Genomic DNA, 16,921 nt, shown 5'->3' on the forward strand with positions numbered 1-16,921 from the left:
CATTCGTCGCCAATGATCGCCTTCGTACACTCTTTGCTCAGCCAACCCGCGCCGGAGACCAGGATGCAGCAGGCTCACAACGACGGTGTGGTCAGCGCCATGTCCCAGGCTACCGACGCCCGGCTGGCGGCCGAGGAGCTGGCGGCGCAGCTGCTGCACCCGCACCTGGGCTTCGTGCTGTTCTTCTGCTCCGCCGAATACGACCTGCAGGTCCTGGGCGAAGCCCTGGAGCAGGGCTTTGGCGGCATCCGCCTGGTCGGTTGCACCAGCGCCGGCGAGATCACCCCGCTGGGCTACGGCCGTAACTGCATCACGGCGGTGGGCTTCGATCATCGGCATTTCTCCATCGCCACCGAGCTGATCGACGAGATGGAGCACTTCAGCCTGATCGATGCCCAGCAAATGGTCGAGCGCCTGGTCGGCACCTGCCGCAGCAACACCTTGGCGCCGATCAAGGGCCACAGCTTTGCCCTGACCCTGCTCGACGGCCTGTCCAGCCGCGAGGAGATGGTGCTGGCGGCGCTCAGCGCCGCCCTCGGGGATATTCCGCATTTTGGCGGTTCGGCCGGCGACGACAATTACCTGACCCGCACCCACGTGTACTTCGGCGGCGCGTTCCATAACGGCGCGGCGGTGGTGGTGCTGGTCAATACCTGGCTCGACTTCGAGGTGTTCACCACCCACCACATCCTGCCACGCCAGGAAAAGCTGGTGGTCACCGGTGCCGACAGTGCCTTGCGCCGGGTCTTCGAACTGAATGCCGAGCCGGCCGCCGAGGAGTACGCCCGGCACATCGGCGTGCCGGTGGCCGACCTCGACCACCAGGTATTCGCCGCCCACCCGCTGGCCGTGCGTATCCATGACCAGTATTACGTGCGGGCGATCCAGCAAGTGCACCCGGACCAGAGCCTGAGCTTCTACTGTGCGGTGGAGAACGGCATCGTGCTCACCGCCATGACCCCCGGGCCGTTGTTGCCCAACCTGCAGCAGCTGTTCGACGGCTTGCAGCAGCATCTCGGCCCACTGTTGCTGACCATCGGTTGCGATTGCTTTCTGCGGCGGCTGGAACTGGAAGGCCAACACGGCCTGGAGCCGATCGGCGCGTTCCTGCGCGAGCAGCGGGTGATCGGCTTCAACACCTACGGAGAACAGTTCAATGGCATGCACATCAACCAGACCTTCACCGGCGTCGCCATTGCCCGCAACCGGCCTCCCGTCAATCGCTGACCTGCAGCTGGAAATCACCCGGCTGCGACATGAAAACCATAAGCTGCAGCGTATCAACGGCGCCCTGATCGAGCGCGTCGAGTCCGGTGTGACGCGTGGCAACGACCCTTACGCGGCGTTTCAGCACTCGGTGGTGCTGGCCGAGCAGGTGCGCGAACGCACCGATGCCCTGAACCAGGCAATGGCCGAGCTCAAGGCCGTCAACCGCCTGCTCAGCGAAGCCCGGCAGCGGGCCGAGACTGCCCACCAGCACCAGATCCGCCTGATTACCGACAATGTCCCGGCGTTGATCGCCTACCTCAACGCCGACCTGGTCTACGAATTCACCAACAAGGTCTACGAAGAATGGTACTGCTGGCCCCCTGGCGTGATGCTCGGCCAGCGCCTGCGCGAGGCCCACAGCGAACAGCATTACCAGCGCCTGGAAGCCTACGTGGCACGTGCGCTGGCCGGCGAGAGCGTCACCTTCGAATTCGCTGAAACCAACAGCAGCGGGCAGGAGCGCTACATGCTGCGTTCCTATGTCCCGAACCGCCTGGCCAATGGCGAGGTCGCCGGCATCTTCGTGCTGATCCGTGACATCACCGAGCGGCGCAATACAGCGCAGGCGCTGCACCAGGCCTACCAGCACCTCGAACAACGGGTACGCGAACGCACGGCAGAGCTGACCAGCCTCAATGAGCAACTGTTGCGCGAGATCGAGGAGCGCAGCCGCGCCGAAGCGCGCCTGCGCGAGGCCAAGCGCGAGGCCGAACAGGCCAACCTGTCGAAGACCAAGTTCCTCGCGGCGGTCAGCCATGACCTGCTGCAACCGTTGAACGCGGCGCGGCTGTTCACCAGTGCGCTGCTCGAAAGCCGCGAACCGCAAGACAGCACCCAGCTGGTACGCAACGTCAGCAATTCGCTGGAGGATGTGGAGAACCTGCTAGGCACCCTGGTGGATATTTCCAAGCTCGATGCCGGGGTGATCAAGGCCGACGTCGCACCCTTCGCCCTTGGCGAACTGATGGACAACCTTGCCGCCGAGTATGCCCAGGTGGCCCGCAGCGAAGGGCTGGAGCTGCATTTCGTCGGCTGTTCGGCCGTGGTGCGCAGTGATATCCAGCTGCTGGCGCGGATCCTGCGCAACCTGCTCAGCAACGCCATTCGCTATACCCCGCGTGGGCGTGTGGTGCTGGGCTGCCGGCGCCTGCGCGGCGGCCTGCGCATCGAGGTGTGGGACAGCGGCATCGGCATTGCCGAGGAGCACCTGGAGGAAATGTTCCAGGAGTTTCGGCGCGGCGATGTGCAGCGCCCGCAACAGGACCGCGGCCTGGGCCTGGGCCTGGCGATCGTGGAGAAGATCGCCGGGATCCTCGGCCACCGCATCCGGGTGCGTTCCTGGCTGGGCAAAGGCTCGGTGTTTGCCGTGGAGGTACCACTGAGCAGCACTGCGCCCAAGGCCCAGCCAAGCCTGGCGATCAGCGAACCGATGCTGGAACGCCTGCGCGGCGCGCGGGTGTGGGTGCTGGATAACGATGCCGCGATTTGCGCCGGCATGCGCACGCTGCTGGAGGGCTGGGGCTGCCGCGTGGTCACCGCCTTGTCGGAAGAGGACCTGGCGCGCCAGGTGGACAACTACCACGCCGAAGCCGACCTGCTGATTGCCGACTACCACCTGGACAACGACTGCAATGGTGTCGATGCGGTGGCGCGGATCAACGCCCGCCGCACCCAGCCGCTACCGGCGTTGATGATCACCGCCAACTACAGCAACGAGCTCAAGCAACAGATCCGCGAGCTCGGCCACACCCTGATGCACAAGCCGGTGCGGCCAATGAAGCTGAAAACGGCGATGAGCCACCTGCTTGCCAGCAGCCAGCCAGCGCCGCGCGCATAGCCCCGCTCAGCGGCGCAGGTAATCGCCGAAGTCGATATCGCCGGCGCTGAGGATGGCCTGCACCCGGTTGTGCACGTTGAGTTTGCGCAGGATCGCCGAAACGTGGGCCTTGACCGTGGTTTCGGCGATGTCCAGGGTGTAGGCGATCTGTTTGTTCGACTCGCCCTTGGTCATGCGTTCGAGCACCAGCAGTTGCTTGCGGGTCAGCGCCTGGAGCATTTCCGGCGGGAAGCTCGGGGTATCGTTCAGGCGCCGGCTGGTGCTGCTTTTCTGGGCGCGGATGATATCCGGCGGCAGGTAGACATTGCCGTTGAGGATCTGCTCGATGGCGTCGATCATCTGCGAGCGTGGCGACGACTTGGTGATGAACCCCACCGCACCGTAGGTGATGGCCTGCAGCACGATCTGCTTTTCCTGCTCGGCCGAGACGATCACCACCGGTGTGGTGGGGGCCTCGTTGCGCAGGGTGATCAGGCCGTTGAGGCCGTGCATGCCAGGCATGTTCAGGTCGAGCAGGATCAGGTCGAGGTCATCGTGCTCGCGGGTCAGCGCCAGGGCACTGTCCAGGTCGGCAGTTTCCATGACTTCGCTGCCCTGGAACCCGTCGCTGATGACATTGTGGATAGCTTCGCGAAACAGCGGGTGATCGTCGGCAATCAGAATTTTGTACATGGCCTTTTCACCTCGTTTTTATGGGATGGAGCGGGGCACGCATTCGCCAAGCGAATTCAGGGGAAGGGTTCCGGTTGCGCGGGGGCGAGTGGCAGATTGGCCTGCTGCCAAGCGTCCAGGCCGTCGCGATACCAGTACAGGTTGTTATAGCCCAAGGCCTTCGCGCGTTTTACCGCGTTCCAGCTCAGCCAGCAATCCGAGCGGCAGTAGAACACCAGCGGTTGCTGCCTGCGCCCGGCGGTGGCGTCTTGCAGGTGGCGGGCGAAGTAGCCTTGCCAGGCCGCGCTCAGCTCGCCGTCGCCGGTGTTGGCCAGCCAGCGGCTGCCGGGGATGTTGCTGTGCGGTTGGTCTTCGATGAAGCGGCCTTGCAGCCATTGGCGCCGATAGACGTCGATCAGGACCGGGGCAGGGGTCTGCTTCAGCAGCCCTTGCAGCGTGGCGGTGTCGATCACCTGGGCGCCGTCGACCTGCTGCGGGGTCGGGCTGCGGTAGATGCTGGTGCGATAACCGTCGGCGGAAAACAACGGTTCCGTGCCGGCCTGGGCGATGCCCAGCGACAAACTCAGCGAAAAGGCCACCAGCAAGGGGCGCGGCAGCCGGGGCAGGGCACGTGGCATGGGGGTTATCCTTTTTGTTATAGGCCCATTACATGCCAGCGGCGGTGCATTGTGAATGCGACGATCAGATAGCAAAGGCAGTACTAAAGTAGTAGATGGCCTGGCGCGTTGAGGGTTGCGCCGATTTTCGGATGGATGCACCCCTGTAGGAGCGGCCTCGTGTCGCGATCGGGCTGCAGCGCAGCCCCACGATTGCAGCTGCGCCGCAGATACCGCCGGGGCTGCGCTGCAGCCCGATCGCGACACAAGGCCGCTCCTACAAAAGCGCGTTCCCATGCGGGGTAGATCAGCGAGGCTTGCGCAGGGCCGCGTGCTGGGGGTTGAAGGTGAGGATCGCCAGCAGGCTGAACAGCGCGGTCAAGCCCAGGCACACCGCCAGTGCCAGCAGGTTCAGTCGCTCGTACAGCGCAAAGCGCACCAGTTCCACCGCATGGGTGAACGGGTTGACTGCACATAGCCAGTACAACCACTGGCTGGCCTCCTGCATCTTCCACAGCGGGTACAGCGCCGAAGACAGGAAGAACAGCGGGAAAATCACGAAATTCATCACCCCAGCAAAGTTCTCCAGCTGGCGGATCGCGTTCGACAGCAACAGCCCCAGGGCGCTGAGCATCAGTGCCACCAACAACAGCGCCGGTAACGCCAGCAGCAGGCCAGCGGCCGGTGGTTGCACGCCGTACAGCCAGGCAATGGCCAGGAAGGCGTACACCTGCAGCAAGGAAATCAACGAGGTGGCCAACAGCTTGCTGCCAAGCAGGAACGGCCGTGGCAACGGGCTGGTCAGCAGCACGCGCATGCTGCCCATCTCGCGGTCATAGACCATCGACAGCGAGCCCTGCATGCCGTTGAACAACAGGATCATGCAGGCCAGGCCGGGGATGATGTACACCTCGTAGGGGATATAGGTGTCGTAGGGTTCGATGATCGCAATGCCCAGGGCCGCGCGAAACCCGGCGGCGAACACCAGCAGCCACAACAGCGGGCGCACCAGGGCGCTGAGAAAGCGTGTGCGCTGCAAGACAAAGCGCAGGCATTCGCGCAGCAGAATGCCGTTGAAGCATTGCCAGTAGGCGTTCATTGGGCTTTCACTCCTGAAGGCGCGCTGGTCAGGCGGGCGAAGGCGTGGTCGAGGTCGCCGCCGTGCGCCTGGCTCAGCGCGGCGGCCGTGCCGCTGGCCACCAGGCGCCCCTGATGCAGGATCAGCAGGTCATCGCTGGGTTGCACTTCGTCCAGCAGGTGGGTGGTCCACAACACGCTGAGGCGTTGTTCGCGGCACAGCAGCCGCAGGTGCTGGTTGAGCGCCAGGCGGCTGGCCGGGTCGAGGCCGACGCTGGCTTCGTCGAGCAACAGCAGGCGCGGCTCATGCAGCAGCGCACGGGCAATCTCGACTCGGCGTCGATGGCCGATGTTCAATGCCCGGACTGGCTCGCGGCGGCGCTCATCGAGGCCCTGGCGGGCCAGTTCGGCCTCCACCCGCAGGTTGCCCTGGCGCCGCGACAGGCCATGCAGCGCGGCGTGGTAGCGCAGGTTCTGTTCGACACTCAGGTCCAGGTCCAGGGTGCTTTGCTGGAACACCACGCCCAACTGGCGCAAGGCCGGGCGTGCGGCATTGCGCAGGGAACAGCCGCACACGCGGATGTCGCCCTGCTGCAGGTCGTAAAGCCGCGTGAGCAGGGCGATCAAGGTCGACTTGCCGGCACCGTTCGGGCCCAGCAGCGCGGCGAAGCGCCCGGGCGCCAGGCTGAACGCGACCTGCCTGAGTGCCTGGCGCTGGCCGTAGGCAAAGCTCACGTCACTGACTTCCAGCGTATTCATGGCGTCACCACCACGCCCCAGGGGTAGCGGCCGACCTTCACCGACTTGAGCACCTTGAGGTTTTTCGCATCGATCACCGACACGTCACCGCTGACGCCGTTGGTGGCCAATAACTGGCTCTGGTCCGGGGTGAACGCCAGTTGCCATACCCGTCGCCCCACCAGCAGGTAGTCGAGCACCTCGAAGGTCTTGGCATCGACCACCGCCACATGGTTGGCGGGGCCCAGGGCGACGAAGGCGTACTTGCCATCGGCGCTGAGCTTGATCCCCACCGGCTGGACCTTGTCCGGGTGCACGCCCTTGATCTGGAAATTCAGGGTCTTCAGCACCTGGCGCGTGGCCACGTCGAGAATGGTCACGGTGCCGCCGATTTCTGCCGAGGCCCACAGCCGCGTGCCGTCCTGGCTGAACTCGACAAAGCGTGGCCGCTGGTCGACCGGGGTGCTTTCGGCCAGGGTCTGGGTGCTGGTGTCGATCCAGTGCAGCATGTTGGTGGTTTCGCTGGTGTTGACCGCCCACTTGCCATCCGGGCTCACGGCCATGCCTTCAGGCTCGATACCGACATCGATCTGCCCGAGCACCTTGTCGGTCTGGGTGTCGATCACGGTTACCAGCGCATCGTCCTCGTTGGACACGTACAGCCAGCGGTCGTTGGGGTGCAGGGCGAACTGCTCGGGGTCCTTGCCGGAGGGCAGCTCCTTGATGATCTTGCGGGTGGCCACGTCCATCACCTGCACCCGGTCCGAATCGCTGGCGCAGATGTACAGCAGCTTGTGGTCGTGGGACAGCAGCAGGCCGCGCGGGCGCTGGCCTACCGGCAGGGTCTCGGTGACTTCCAGGGTTTGCAGGTCGATCAGGCTGAGGCTGTTGTCCTTCTCGTTGGACACCCAGGCGGTGGCGGCCATGGCCTGGCCGCTGGCAAGCGCCAGGGCACCCGACAGCAGGCTGGGGTAAAGCAGGGCCCGGTGGAACAGGCGGCGAGGCATGGCGACATCCTTTTTTGTTGTGGTTATCGGCTCAGGGGTAGCTACAGCTGACCTCGGGCTTGTCGTAGCCCAGGCTGTCCATTTCGTTGAATGGGTGCAGGAAACCTTCCTGCGGCGAAGTGCTGACCAGCGCCCGTGGCTGCACCAGCGGGATCGGCTGGCGCAGCTCGCCGTTCCATGGGCGATAGCTGAGCTTGCGGCCCTTGAAACCGTCCAGCGGCAACTGCTCGCTGAGCAGCAGCTGCTGCACGGTGTGCGGCTCGGCCTGGCGCAGTTTGCTGACGGCGCTGGCGACACTGCGCACGGCCATCCAGGCGGCGAAGTCGCGGTCGTTCATCCAGCGCCCGGCCTGGGCCTCGAAGCGCTTTTGCAACTGCGCCGCGCCGAAGGTTTCCACGGTCTTGTGCCAACCGGTGGGGGTCAGGCCCTGGGTCCCGGCAACCGGGCGTGGGTACCAGGTCTGGTAGGGCAGGTATTCGCCGAAATCGCCGCGTTCGTCGGCCACCAGCACCACATCGTACTCGGCCGTTTGCGTGAACAGCGGCATGTCGGCCTGGGCGCTGCGGCGCTGGTCGTTGTCGAAGGTCCAGGGTTTTTCCGCCACCAGCTGCAGGCCGAAGCGCTTCGCGGCACGCCGCAGGGCGGCGGCATAGGCGCGGTCGTCATCGGTCTGGCCGACGATCAGCAAGGCCCGCTGCCATTTGCGCAGCACCAGGAATTGCGCCAGGGCATCGGCCAGCATGGCGCGGCCGGGCAGGCTGTGCAGCACATTGCCCAGGCACTGGCTGCTGCGCAGGCTGTCGTCCGGGCTGCCGGCGTTGAACAGCAGGCTGTCAGGCAATGCGGCAGACAAGGCCCGCAGGCTGGCAGCCGGGGCATTGACCACGAACAGCCGCAGGCCTTGTTCATGCTGGGCCTTGGCGGCCTGCAGCAGGGCTTCGGGGCTGTCGACGCTGGCCTCGCTCAAGTGGAATTGCTGCTGCAGGAAGCGGCCGCTGCTGTTGCTGTCGACAATCGCCAGCCTGGCGCCTTGCAGCCCGCCATCGCCGGGCTCGGGGATGACATTGGACAGCAGCGGGCCAGGGTCGGGGCGATAGCCCAGGTAGCCGATGCGTACCTGCAAGGGCTCGGCAGCCTGGCCCCGGGCAGCGGGCGCCAGGGCTGTAGACAGGGTGGCGGCGAGGGCCAGCAGGCAGGTCAGGGCAAGGTGGGCAGGCTGGCGCATAAAGCGACTCCACGGCAGATGGCGCCAGCATAGGAAGCCCACCACGACGGGGAAATATGCAGAAAGTAGCGCCCGGCCGGTACCAAGGTAGTAATTCGCCACGCTGGCCCCGGTCTTACGATGGGCCGCAATCTCGCCACACTGAGGAAAACCGCGCATGCGCCTGCTTGACCTGTCGGCCCTGTGGCGGATCAACCTTTGCGTCACGGTGTTTTTCCTGCTGGTAATGCTGGCCTGTGCCGGGGTGCTGTTGCACCAGGCGGTGGCCGATGTCGAGCGCGAGTTGCAATCGGCCGAAGCGGTGGTGGCGTACCTCGGCGATACCGCCGAGCGCGACCCGGCCCATCTGCAGCCACGTTTGACCCAGAGCCTGCGCCATGTGCGGGTGCACTGGCTGGCGGCGGATGAAGCGCTGCCGCTGTCGCAGGAGCGCGGCGTGGATGCCTGGCTTGGCCGCCACCTGCTTGGCGAGCGCCACCACGCTACCCGGTTGCTGCAGCTGAGTGATGGTCGCCGGGTAGCGATTGCCGTGGATGCGCGGGATGAAATCGACGAAGTCCGCGACTCGCTGCAACAGTTGGTGGGCCTGTGCGGCCTGGCGCTGTTGCTGAGCTTGCTGACCATCCGCTGGGCCGTGCGCCGCGGCATGGGTTTGCTGGACGAGCTGCTGCAGGCCCTGCGCCAGGTCTCCGGTGGGCAGTTGAGCGCGCGCCTGCGCGAAGCCGGCCTGCCGGAGGCACGCCAGCTGGCCAGGCATTTCAACCACATGGCTGCATCGCTGGAACAGGCCCGCACCGACAATGCCCAGCTGACCCAGGCGCTATTGGCCGTGCAGGAGCGCGAACGCACCCAGCTGGCGCAAACCCTGCACGACGACCTCGGGCAATACCTGGCAGGTATCCGTGCCCAGCTGTGCCTGCTGCGCATGGTGGCCGACCAGCCGGCAGCGGTGGCGCAGACCACCCGCACCCTGGAGCTCGATTGCCAGCGCCTGCAGCAGGGCTTTCGCGCGTTGGTGCATGACTTGTATCCGCTGGCGCTGCAGCACATGCCGCTGGCTGAGGCGTTTGCCCTGCTGGTGAGCCAATGGCAGGCCAGCCAGGGCATCGATTGCCGCCTGCGGGTCGGCGCGCGCCTGCCAGCGTTGCCTGGGGCGAGCCGCACGCACCTGTATCGCCTGTTGCAGGAGGCGTTGACCAACGTCGCCCGACACGCCGCGGCCAGCCAGGTGCGGGTGCGCCTGCAACGCAGCGCCAAGGGCTTGCGCCTGCTGGTTCGCGATAACGGTTGCGGGGCGCCACAGCCGCTGCGCCCGGGGGTCGGCCTGCACTCGATGGCCGAGCGCGCCCGCAGCCTCGGTGGCGAATTGCGCATCCTCAGCCGCCCCGGTGCCGGCTGGGCGCTGGCCCTGGACATTGCCATGGAGGTGCCATGAATATCGTATTGGTCGATGACCACGCCGTGGTCCGCCAGGGCTATGCCAGCCTGCTGCGGGCGGTGCTGCCGACGGTGCAGGTGCGCGAAGCGGCCAGCGGCGAGGAGGCGCTGGCGCGGGTGCAGGAGCAGGTGCCCAACCTGGTGATCATGGACTTCGGCCTGCCCGGTATCAGCGGCCTGGAAACCACCCGACGCCTGCGCCAGCGCTTGCCGCAACTGCGCGTGCTGTTCTTCAGCATGCACGATGAACTGCCGCTGGTGCGCCAGGCGCTGGACGCCGGGGCCTCGGGTTACCTGACCAAGAACTCGGCGCCCGAGGTGCTGATCGAGGCGGTGCAGCGGGTGTTGGCCGGGCAGGCCTATATCGAGCAACCCTTGGCCACCCAGCTGGCCTGCACCTCGCCCCAGGGGGCCTGTGACCCACGCTTGCAGTGCATGACCCAGCGTGAGCTGGAGATCTTCGTGATGCTGGCCAAGGGTACACCGGTGCGGGTGATCGCCGAGCAGCTGTGCATCAGTGCCAAGACCGTGTCCAACCACCTGACCTTGCTCAAGAGCAAGCTGCAGGTCAGCTCGCATGCTGAACTGGTGCATTTGGGGATCGACTTGGGGGTGGTGCGGGTGGCGGGGTGAGGTTCGGCCTGGTAGATGCAGCGCCTGTGAGGCCGAGCGCCGCCCGCGCGGCGCGGCGCGGATAAATCCGCTCCTACAGGGGGGTTGGTGCATGCGGTGATATCGCGTCGTATGAACCAGGCGGCCGCGCGCGCCTGTCACAGGCGTTACTGGCCCGAAACAAATGTAGGAGCGGATTTATCCGCGATGCGCCGCGCGGGCGGCGCTCGGTCTCGCAGGCGCTGAACCTGTCACGCCGGACCCATCGCTCATTTGTCCCAGGTCTCTGGGCAACCCTTGCACCCCTGCATGTTGGCATCCTGGAAATTCCCGTAATGCTGCCGCGCCCCACGCAAGTCGGCGCCCTCCAGGTTGCTCTGGCCGAACTTGGCCTCCTGCAGGTTGGCATCGCCCAGGTTCGCCCCTTGCAAATCAGCCTTGCTCAACCAGGCCATCTCCAGGTCCGCGGCCCGCAGGTTGGCCTGGTGCATCTTCGCCCCGGACAACCTGGCGAATTCCAGGTAGGCCGCGCCAAGGTCGGCCTTGGCGAACTGCGCCCCTTGGGCGAACAAGCCCCAGCCCTGGATCGCCACCAGCTTGCTGTCGCTCAGGTCGGCCAGGCGCAGGTTGCTTTGCTGCAGGCTGGCGCGGGTCAGGTTGGCGCCCTGCAGGCGGGCCTGTTCCAGGTTGGCCAGGTCCAGCCGGGCGTGACGCAGGTCGGCACCGCGCAGGTCGGCGCCGGCCAGGTTCATCTTGCGCAAGTCCTGGTTGGCCAGGTTGGCGCCACGCAGGTCAGCCCCCGGGCACTGGCTGGCTTCGGCGATCCGGCAGCCGTTGATGGTCAAGGGGGTATCGCTTTCAGCGTCGTCGGCGTTCATGGCCAGGGTAGGGGAAAGTACCAACAGCAACGCCAATGGCAGGTAGTTCATGGCAAAGGTCCCGGCAGGAAGGTGACAGTACGGGGAGGGGCGCAGGCCCGCTCCCCGCCGTGGGTCAGCGTTGTGCAGTCTTGTTGTCCCAGCTGGGGATCTTGAACACCCAGAACGAGCCGCCCTGGGCCACCGGCTTGGTCAGCTCGGCCATGTCGCCACCCCACAGCGGTACCGCGCCGCCGTAGCCCACGGTCACGCCGATGTACTGCTCGCCGTCCTGTTCCCAGGTGATTGGCGGCGAGACGATGCCGCTGCCGGTCTGGAACTTCCACAGCTCCTTGCCGGTCTTGGCGTCGAACGCCTTGAAGAAGCCGTCACCGGTACCGGTGAACACCAGGTTGCCCTTGGTCGCCAGCACGCCGGCCCACAGTGGCAGCGGTTCCTTGTGCTCCCACACCAGCTTGCCGGTGCTCGGGTCCATCGCGCGCAACGTGCCGACGTGGTCGTCATACATGCGCTTGATGCGGAAGCCCATGCCCAGGTAGGCAGAGCCTTTCTTGTAGTTCACTTCCTCGGTCCAGTATTCCTCTTTCCATTGGTTGCCGGGGATATAGAACAGGCCGGTATCCTGGCTGTAGGCCATGGGGTTCCAGTTCTTGCCACCGAGGAACGGCGGCGAGACTTCCACCGGCTTGCCTTTGCTTTCGCCCGGCAGCGGCTTGGGCGGGCGCTGGCCGGGGTTTTCCACCGGGCGCCCGGTGTTCAGGTCGATATGGCTGGCCCAGGTGATGTTGTCGACGAAGGGGAAGGCGTTCTGCAGCTTGCCGTTGCTGCGGTCGACCACATAGAAGAAGCCGTTGCGGTCGGCATGGCCGGTGGCCTTGACCAGCTTGCCGTCCTTGTTCTTGTAGTCGAACAGCACCAGCTCGTTGTTGCCGGAAAAGTCCCAGGCATCGTTGGGGGTGTGCTGGTAGAACCATTTCACCTCACCGGTGCTCGGGTCGACGCCGACCTGGCCGGAGGTATACAGGCTGTCGTAGTCATGCGGGTTGCCGTCCTTCGCGGTGCGTGCCCAGGTATTCCATGGGCCCGGGTTGCCGGCACCGACGATGATGGTGTTGCTCTCGGGGTCGAAACTGGCGCTTTGCCAAGGGGCGCCGCCGCCGTGGCTCCAGGCTTCGACCTTGCCGGTTTCGCTAGTCGGGTCATCCGGCCAGGACGGTGCCTTGACGTTGCCGGTGGGGGTGCTGTCCTTGCCGTTCAGGCGGCCCATATGGCCTTCGACGAATGGCCGCATCCACACTTCCTCGCCGGTATCCGGGTCGCGCGCGAATAGCTGGCCAACCACGCCGAACTCGTCACCCGAGCTGCCGTGGATCAGCAACACCTTGCCGCTGGTCTTGTCCTTGATCAGCACCGGGGCGCCGGTCATGGTGTAGCCGGCGCTGTGGTCGCCGAACTTCTTGTTCCAAACCACTTTGCCGGTGCGCTTGTCGAGGGCGATCACGCGTGCATCGAGGGTGCCGAAGTAGATCTTGTCGCCGTAGATCGCCGCGCCGCGGTTGACCACGTCGCAGCACGGGCGGATGTTCTCCGGCAGGCGGTGGTTGTAGGTCCACAGGCGCTTGCCGGTGCGGGCATCGAGGGCGAATACCCGCGAATAGGACCCGGTGACGTAGACCACGCCGTCGCTGACGATGGCCTGGGACTCCTGGCCGCGTTGCTTCTCGTCGCCGAAGGAGAACGACCACGCCGGGGTCAGCTTGAACACGTTCTGGTCATTGACCTGGGCCAGCGGGCTCCAGCGCTGGGCGTTGGTGCCCATGCCGTATTGCAGCACGTCCTGGGTGGTCAGGTGATCGTTGGCGATGTCTTCCCAGGTGACGTTGTTGCTGGCAGGCGCCGCCGTGGCCACCGTGCCCAGGGCCAGGCTGCCGGCCAGCAGCACGGCCCGCAGGCTCAGGCACAACGGGGAAAGGGCAGGTAGCGTTGTTGTTGTCATGGTTGCAGTTCCCTGTGGAGTTTTGGCCTGCACAGGGTGAGCTGGGGCGGTTGTCGCGGGATACGGAAAACTTCCCGCGCTGGCCGGGAAAAGTTCCCGTAAGGCCCCTCTTTTGGCCCTTCGCCACAGGCCCTACTACCAAGGGATTAAGGCCCGGCCACCAAAGCAGGATACGGCGCTGTACGGGCTGTTCCTAAGATGGCGGCACGGCCTCTGTGGTTGAGGCCATGCGTGCAAAGGTGAGGGCATAACAATGACAACACAACGAAACGTCTTGCTTGCTGCAGGCCTGCTGGCCGGCGCTGTACTGACCGGTACCGTCTGGGCCCATGGCAATGTGGTGCCCCAGGCTGTGGAAACCAAGGGCCTGACCCCGATCAAGGATGCCGGTGTGGCCGTCGACGGCGACGGCTGGGCAGCGGTCAACCCGTATCGCGAGTCCCCCGAGCACGACAAGGCGGTGGAAATTGGCGCCTCGGCCTACAACCAGAACTGCGCCGCCTGCCATGGCCTGGAAGCCAAGTCTGGCGGTATCGCCCCGGACCTGCGCATGCTCGATGCCGGTGAGGCGGGTGACGAGTGGTTCGTCGAGCGGGTACGCCACGGCGCGGTTCGCGACGGCCGGGTATACATGCCGAAGATGGCCGACTACCTGAGCCAGGAAGCCCTGTGGGCGGTACGCACCTACCTGGACAGCGTGCACGTCGAGGAGTGACGGCCATGCGCCTGTTGGCGGTGCTGTTGACTGGCCTGCTGCTGTGCTGCGCGGCAGCCCAGGCGCAGGTACGCAACTACGACGCGATCATCGCCGCCGGCGAACTGAAGGTGGCGGTGTACCAGGATTTTGCTCCCTACAGCTTCACGGACCACGGCCAGCCGCGCGGGGTCGACGTGGAGCTGGCGCAGGCCCTGGCCAGCGCGCTGGGGGTACGCCTGCAGCTGATCTGGGCGCCGCCCGGGGAAAAGCTTGACGACGACCTGCGCGATTACATCTGGCGCGGCAGCCCGCTGCGCAACCAGCAGCTGGCCGACCTGATGATGCGGGTGCCTTACGACAACGCCTACGCGCAGCGACGCAACGACATCGGCGAACTGGAAAACGCCCAGGTGGTGATGTTCGGCCCCTATCAGCAGGAGCGCTGGCAGGTGGCCTACGATCGCCGCCGCCTGGCCTCGGTGGCCAGTGTCGCGGTGTTCCAGCAGCACCCCATCGGGGTCGAGGTGGACAGCGTGCCGTCGTTCTACCTGACCTCGGTGTTCAACGGCATGCTCAGTGCCAGGACGCACCATTACCCCAACGTGCAGCAGGCCTTCGGCGCCATGCAGGCTGGCCAGGTGGACGCGGTGATGGCCATGCGCGGCGAGGTCGACTGGCAATTGCACCAGGCCGTCGACCCGCAACTGGCCCTGGCGGAAAACGCCTACCCGAACCTTGGCAAGCAGGCCTGGGACATCGGCATGGCAGTGCACGAGAGCAACCGCCAGCTGGCCTATGCGGTGGAGGAGGCGCTCGAGGCGCTGATCCGTGATGGGCGGATGCAAGCGATCTATGCCAGTTACGGCCTGCGCTACGAGGTGCCGGAGATGTATCAGTAACTTGCGGGTTCGCATTGGCTAGGCTCCCACAGGGGCCTTGTCGCAGCCAGTAGGTGTTGTGTTGATCAACAGGAGTTGGTTATGAACTGGCGAGCGACCTTGTTGCTGGCCTGCTGGCTGCCTTGGGCAGCCCAGGCCGGCGAACCGCATGCCGCATCGGACCCGGTGCCGTCGGTGATGTGGGACTTCTACCACAAGCAGTTGCTGGGCCAGGCAGCGTTCGTCTTCGATGACCGGGTCAAGCTGCTGGCACCACCCTTTGCCGAGGACGCACGCCAGGTGCCGCTGGAGATCGACGCGCGGGCATTCAGCGGCGAGGTGGTACGGATCCTGGCCTGGGCCGAGCTCAACCCGCTGCCGCGGATTGTCGACTTCGAGCCCGGCGAGCGCGTACTGCCCTGGTTGTCGATCCGCATCCGTATCGAACAGGCCACGCCGCTGCGCGCCGCGGTGCTGACGCGCGACGGCCTGTGGCACGTCGGCTCGACCCTGATCGATGCCGCTGGCGGCGGTTGTACCGCGCCCAGTGTGGTCCGCACCCAGCCCGGTTGGGAGGAGCACCTGGGCGAAGTGCTGGGCGGGCGCTACCCGCGCGGCGACAGCAGCCGCTTGCGCCTGCAGGTGGCCCACCCGATGGACAATGGCCTGGTCAGCGGCATTCCGGAATTCTTCCTCAACCATGCCGAGCTGCAAAGCGCGGACGGCCAGCGCCTGGCCAGCCTCGTGCTGTATCCGGCAGTCAGCGAAAACCCCAACCTGGGCTTCGATATCCTCGGTCCCGGGCCGACCCGGCTGCTGTTGCAGGACAACAGCGGCAACCAGTTCGAGGCCGCGCTGCCTTGAGCGCGTCGCCTGGCTTCACTTACCGACCCGAGGCGCCCGTCATGCGTTGGATCCTGCTTCTGCTGCTGTGTCTGGGCCTGCCAGCCCAGGCTGACCTGGCCTACCGCCTCGAACCTCGGCAGATCGCCGAGGGCACCTGGCTGCTGGAGGGCAGCACCGCCAATTTCGCCAAGGACAACGGCGGCAACATCGTCAACAGCGCATTCATTGTCACTGACAGCGGGGTGGTGGTGATCGACAGCGGGCCGTCCAAGCGCTACGGCGAAGCGCTGCGCCAGGCGATTGCCGCCACCACCGACAAACCGGTGGTCGAAGTGTTGTTGACCCACCATCACCCCGACCATGTGCTGGGCAACCAGGCCTTTGCCGATGTGCCGATCGGCGCGCTGGCCGGCACCGCCGAGCTGCTGCGCCAGCAGGGCGAGGCGATGGCCGAAAACATGTATCGCCTGGTCGGCGACTGGATGCGCGGCACCGAGGTGGTGCTGCCAACCCGGGTGCTGGAGGCAGGTATGCATGAAGTGGGCGGGCACCGCCTGCGGCTGCTGGCGCTAGGCGGGCATACCGGTGCCGACCTGGCGATTCTGGATGAAACGACCGGCGTGCTGTTTGCCGGCGACCTGGTGTTCTACCAACGGGCGCTGACCACGCCCAACAGCCCGGGCCTGGAGGTCTGGCTGAAAGACCTGGATACCCTGCAGGCGCTGCCCTGGAAACAGTTGGTACCTGGCCATGGCCCGGTGGCCAGCGATGCCCGGCCGTTTGCCCAGATGCGTGACTACCTGGGCTGGCTGGATGGCCTGATGCGTGCCGGCGCGGCGCGTGGCGATGACATGGCCGAGATGATCCGCAGCCCGATCCCGCAGCGCTTTGCCGGTATCAGCCTGACCCGTTACGAGTTGATCCGCAGTGTCAGCCACCTGTATCCGCGCTACGAGCGCCAACAGTTGCGGCGCATCGACGCCAGGGACTGACGCGCCCTTGTAGGAGCGGCCTTGCGTCGCGATGGGCTGCGCAGCGGCCCCAGGATGTGTGCTTCTGGCAGAATCGCCGGGGCCGCTGCGCCGCCCATCGCGACGCAAGGCCGCTCCTACAAAGGCGCAGGCCGTGGCGGCCAGGCCCATACCAAGGAACTAGA

General features: G+C 65.8%; 16 protein-coding genes. 8 read left to right on the plus strand and 8 right to left on the minus strand.

Going from position 1 to position 16,921, the window contains the following annotated elements; genetic code table 11:
- Positions 1 to 63: 63 nt before the first annotated feature.
- Positions 64 to 1,227 (plus strand): nitric oxide-sensing protein NosP, encoded by a 1,164-nt coding sequence (nosP, locus tag HG549_RS11085; RefSeq protein WP_170029534.1) that lies wholly within the window; start codon positions 64 to 66, stop codon positions 1,225 to 1,227.
- Complete coding sequence (locus tag HG549_RS11090) at positions 1,157 to 3,106, plus strand: NahK/ErcS family hybrid sensor histidine kinase/response regulator (protein WP_372241553.1); 1,950 nt, start codon at positions 1,157 to 1,159, stop codon at positions 3,104 to 3,106. Before nosP ends, HG549_RS11090 begins: the two co-directional genes overlap by 71 nt.
- A 6-nt stretch (positions 3,107 to 3,112) precedes the next feature.
- Here the strand turns inward: HG549_RS11090 and HG549_RS11095 are convergent, their stop codons facing one another.
- From HG549_RS11095 to HG549_RS11120, 6 genes are all read right to left on the minus strand, one after another.
- Positions 3,113 to 3,778: a response regulator transcription factor gene (locus HG549_RS11095; protein ID WP_170029536.1), complete on the minus strand. Its 666-nt coding sequence runs from the start codon at positions 3,776 to 3,778 to the stop codon at positions 3,113 to 3,115.
- Positions 3,779 to 3,834: 56 nt separating this feature from the next.
- Positions 3,835 to 4,395 (minus strand): PQQ-dependent catabolism-associated CXXCW motif protein, encoded by a 561-nt coding sequence (locus tag HG549_RS11100; RefSeq protein ID WP_170029537.1) that lies wholly within the window; start codon positions 4,393 to 4,395, stop codon positions 3,835 to 3,837.
- 286 nt (positions 4,396 to 4,681) lie between these two features.
- Positions 4,682 to 5,473 (minus strand): ABC transporter permease, encoded by a 792-nt coding sequence (locus tag HG549_RS11105; RefSeq protein WP_170029538.1) that lies wholly within the window; start codon positions 5,471 to 5,473, stop codon positions 4,682 to 4,684.
- Complete coding sequence (locus HG549_RS11110; RefSeq protein WP_170029539.1) at positions 5,470 to 6,210, minus strand: ABC transporter ATP-binding protein; 741 nt, start codon at positions 6,208 to 6,210, stop codon at positions 5,470 to 5,472. Before HG549_RS11110 ends, HG549_RS11105 begins: the two co-directional genes overlap by 4 nt.
- Positions 6,207 to 7,196, minus strand: a complete 990-nt coding sequence (locus HG549_RS11115) for a YVTN family beta-propeller repeat protein (RefSeq protein ID WP_170029540.1) — start codon at positions 7,194 to 7,196, stop codon at positions 6,207 to 6,209. The genes HG549_RS11110 and HG549_RS11115 overlap by 4 nt, the downstream gene beginning before the upstream one ends.
- Positions 7,197 to 7,227: 31 nt before the next feature.
- Positions 7,228 to 8,421 (minus strand): ABC transporter substrate-binding protein, encoded by a 1,194-nt coding sequence (locus HG549_RS11120; protein ID WP_170029541.1) that lies wholly within the window; start codon positions 8,419 to 8,421, stop codon positions 7,228 to 7,230.
- Between the two features lie 157 nt (positions 8,422 to 8,578).
- On the opposite strand from HG549_RS11120, the gene HG549_RS11125 reads away from it, so the two are divergent.
- Entirely contained in the window at positions 8,579 to 9,856 is a 1,278-nt protein-coding gene (locus HG549_RS11125; protein ID WP_170029542.1) for a histidine kinase, read from the plus strand.
- The gene (locus HG549_RS11130; protein ID WP_170029543.1) at positions 9,853 to 10,491 is read left to right on the plus strand and encodes a response regulator transcription factor; all 639 of its coding nucleotides are present in this window, start codon (positions 9,853 to 9,855) and stop codon (positions 10,489 to 10,491) included. The genes HG549_RS11125 and HG549_RS11130 overlap by 4 nt, the downstream gene beginning before the upstream one ends.
- 248 nt (positions 10,492 to 10,739) lie before the next feature.
- Here HG549_RS11130 and HG549_RS11135 read toward each other — a convergent pair whose 3' ends face one another.
- Together HG549_RS11135 and exaA are read right to left on the minus strand one after the other, a co-directional pair.
- Complete coding sequence (locus tag HG549_RS11135; RefSeq protein WP_170029544.1) at positions 10,740 to 11,399, minus strand: pentapeptide repeat-containing protein; 660 nt, start codon at positions 11,397 to 11,399, stop codon at positions 10,740 to 10,742.
- A gap of 64 nt (positions 11,400 to 11,463) precedes the next feature.
- Positions 11,464 to 13,344: a quinoprotein ethanol dehydrogenase gene (gene exaA, locus HG549_RS11140; RefSeq protein ID WP_170029545.1), complete on the minus strand. Its 1,881-nt coding sequence runs from the start codon at positions 13,342 to 13,344 to the stop codon at positions 11,464 to 11,466.
- A gap of 253 nt (positions 13,345 to 13,597) precedes the next feature.
- On the opposite strand from exaA, the gene pedF reads away from it, so the two are divergent.
- The 4 genes from pedF (at position 13,598) to HG549_RS11160 (ending at position 16,757) form a co-directional block, all read left to right on the plus strand.
- Positions 13,598 to 14,059 carry a cytochrome c-550 PedF gene (pedF, locus tag HG549_RS11145; protein WP_170029546.1) on the plus strand — a complete coding sequence of 154 codons (462 nt, stop codon included), beginning with the start codon at positions 13,598 to 13,600 and terminating at the stop codon, positions 14,057 to 14,059.
- Between the two features lie 5 nt (positions 14,060 to 14,064).
- Entirely contained in the window at positions 14,065 to 14,940 is an 876-nt protein-coding gene (locus tag HG549_RS11150) for an ABC transporter substrate-binding protein (RefSeq protein WP_170029547.1), read from the plus strand.
- A gap of 81 nt (positions 14,941 to 15,021) precedes the next feature.
- A complete protein-coding gene (locus HG549_RS11155; RefSeq protein WP_170029548.1) occupies positions 15,022 to 15,783 on the plus strand; it encodes a quinoprotein dehydrogenase-associated SoxYZ-like carrier in 762 nt (253 codons plus the stop codon).
- Positions 15,784 to 15,824: 41 nt separating this feature from the next.
- Entirely contained in the window at positions 15,825 to 16,757 is a 933-nt protein-coding gene (locus tag HG549_RS11160) for a quinoprotein relay system zinc metallohydrolase 1 (RefSeq protein ID WP_170029549.1), read from the plus strand.
- Positions 16,758 to 16,921: the final 164 nt, after the last annotated feature.

Origin of the sequence: Pseudomonas sp. SK, from assembly GCF_012975065.1 — a bacterium.
GTDB lineage: Bacteria > Pseudomonadota > Gammaproteobacteria > Pseudomonadales > Pseudomonadaceae > Aquipseudomonas > Aquipseudomonas anuradhapurensis.

Bases quoted from the DNA above. Each gene is read 5' to 3' on its own strand.
- HG549_RS11110 (WP_170029539.1), bottom strand. From the start codon at position 6,210: ATGAATACGCTGGAAGTCAGTGACGTGAGCTTTGCCTACGGCCAGCGC.
- HG549_RS11095 (WP_170029536.1), bottom strand. From the start codon at position 3,778: ATGTACAAAATTCTGATTGCCGACGATCACCCGCTGTTTCGCGAAGCT.
- HG549_RS11100 (WP_170029537.1), bottom strand. From the start codon at position 4,395: ATGCCACGTGCCCTGCCCCGGCTGCCGCGCCCCTTGCTGGTGGCCTTT.
- HG549_RS11130 (WP_170029543.1), top strand. From the start codon at position 9,853: ATGAATATCGTATTGGTCGATGACCACGCCGTGGTCCGCCAGGGCTAT.
- HG549_RS11120 (WP_170029541.1), bottom strand. From the start codon at position 8,421: ATGCGCCAGCCTGCCCACCTTGCCCTGACCTGCCTGCTGGCCCTCGCC.
- nosP (WP_170029534.1), top strand. From the start codon at position 64: ATGCAGCAGGCTCACAACGACGGTGTGGTCAGCGCCATGTCCCAGGCT.
- HG549_RS11105 (WP_170029538.1), bottom strand. From the start codon at position 5,473: ATGAACGCCTACTGGCAATGCTTCAACGGCATTCTGCTGCGCGAATGC.
- HG549_RS11150 (WP_170029547.1), top strand. From the start codon at position 14,065: ATGCGCCTGTTGGCGGTGCTGTTGACTGGCCTGCTGCTGTGCTGCGCG.
- pedF (WP_170029546.1), top strand. From the start codon at position 13,598: ATGACAACACAACGAAACGTCTTGCTTGCTGCAGGCCTGCTGGCCGGC.
- HG549_RS11125 (WP_170029542.1), top strand. From the start codon at position 8,579: ATGCGCCTGCTTGACCTGTCGGCCCTGTGGCGGATCAACCTTTGCGTC.
- HG549_RS11115 (WP_170029540.1), bottom strand. From the start codon at position 7,196: ATGCCTCGCCGCCTGTTCCACCGGGCCCTGCTTTACCCCAGCCTGCTG.
- HG549_RS11160 (WP_170029549.1), top strand. From the start codon at position 15,825: ATGCGTTGGATCCTGCTTCTGCTGCTGTGTCTGGGCCTGCCAGCCCAG.
- HG549_RS11090 (WP_372241553.1), top strand. From the start codon at position 1,157: ATGGCATGCACATCAACCAGACCTTCACCGGCGTCGCCATTGCCCGCA.
- HG549_RS11155 (WP_170029548.1), top strand. From the start codon at position 15,022: ATGAACTGGCGAGCGACCTTGTTGCTGGCCTGCTGGCTGCCTTGGGCA.
- HG549_RS11135 (WP_170029544.1), bottom strand. From the start codon at position 11,399: ATGAACTACCTGCCATTGGCGTTGCTGTTGGTACTTTCCCCTACCCTG.
- exaA (WP_170029545.1), bottom strand. From the start codon at position 13,344: ATGACAACAACAACGCTACCTGCCCTTTCCCCGTTGTGCCTGAGCCTG.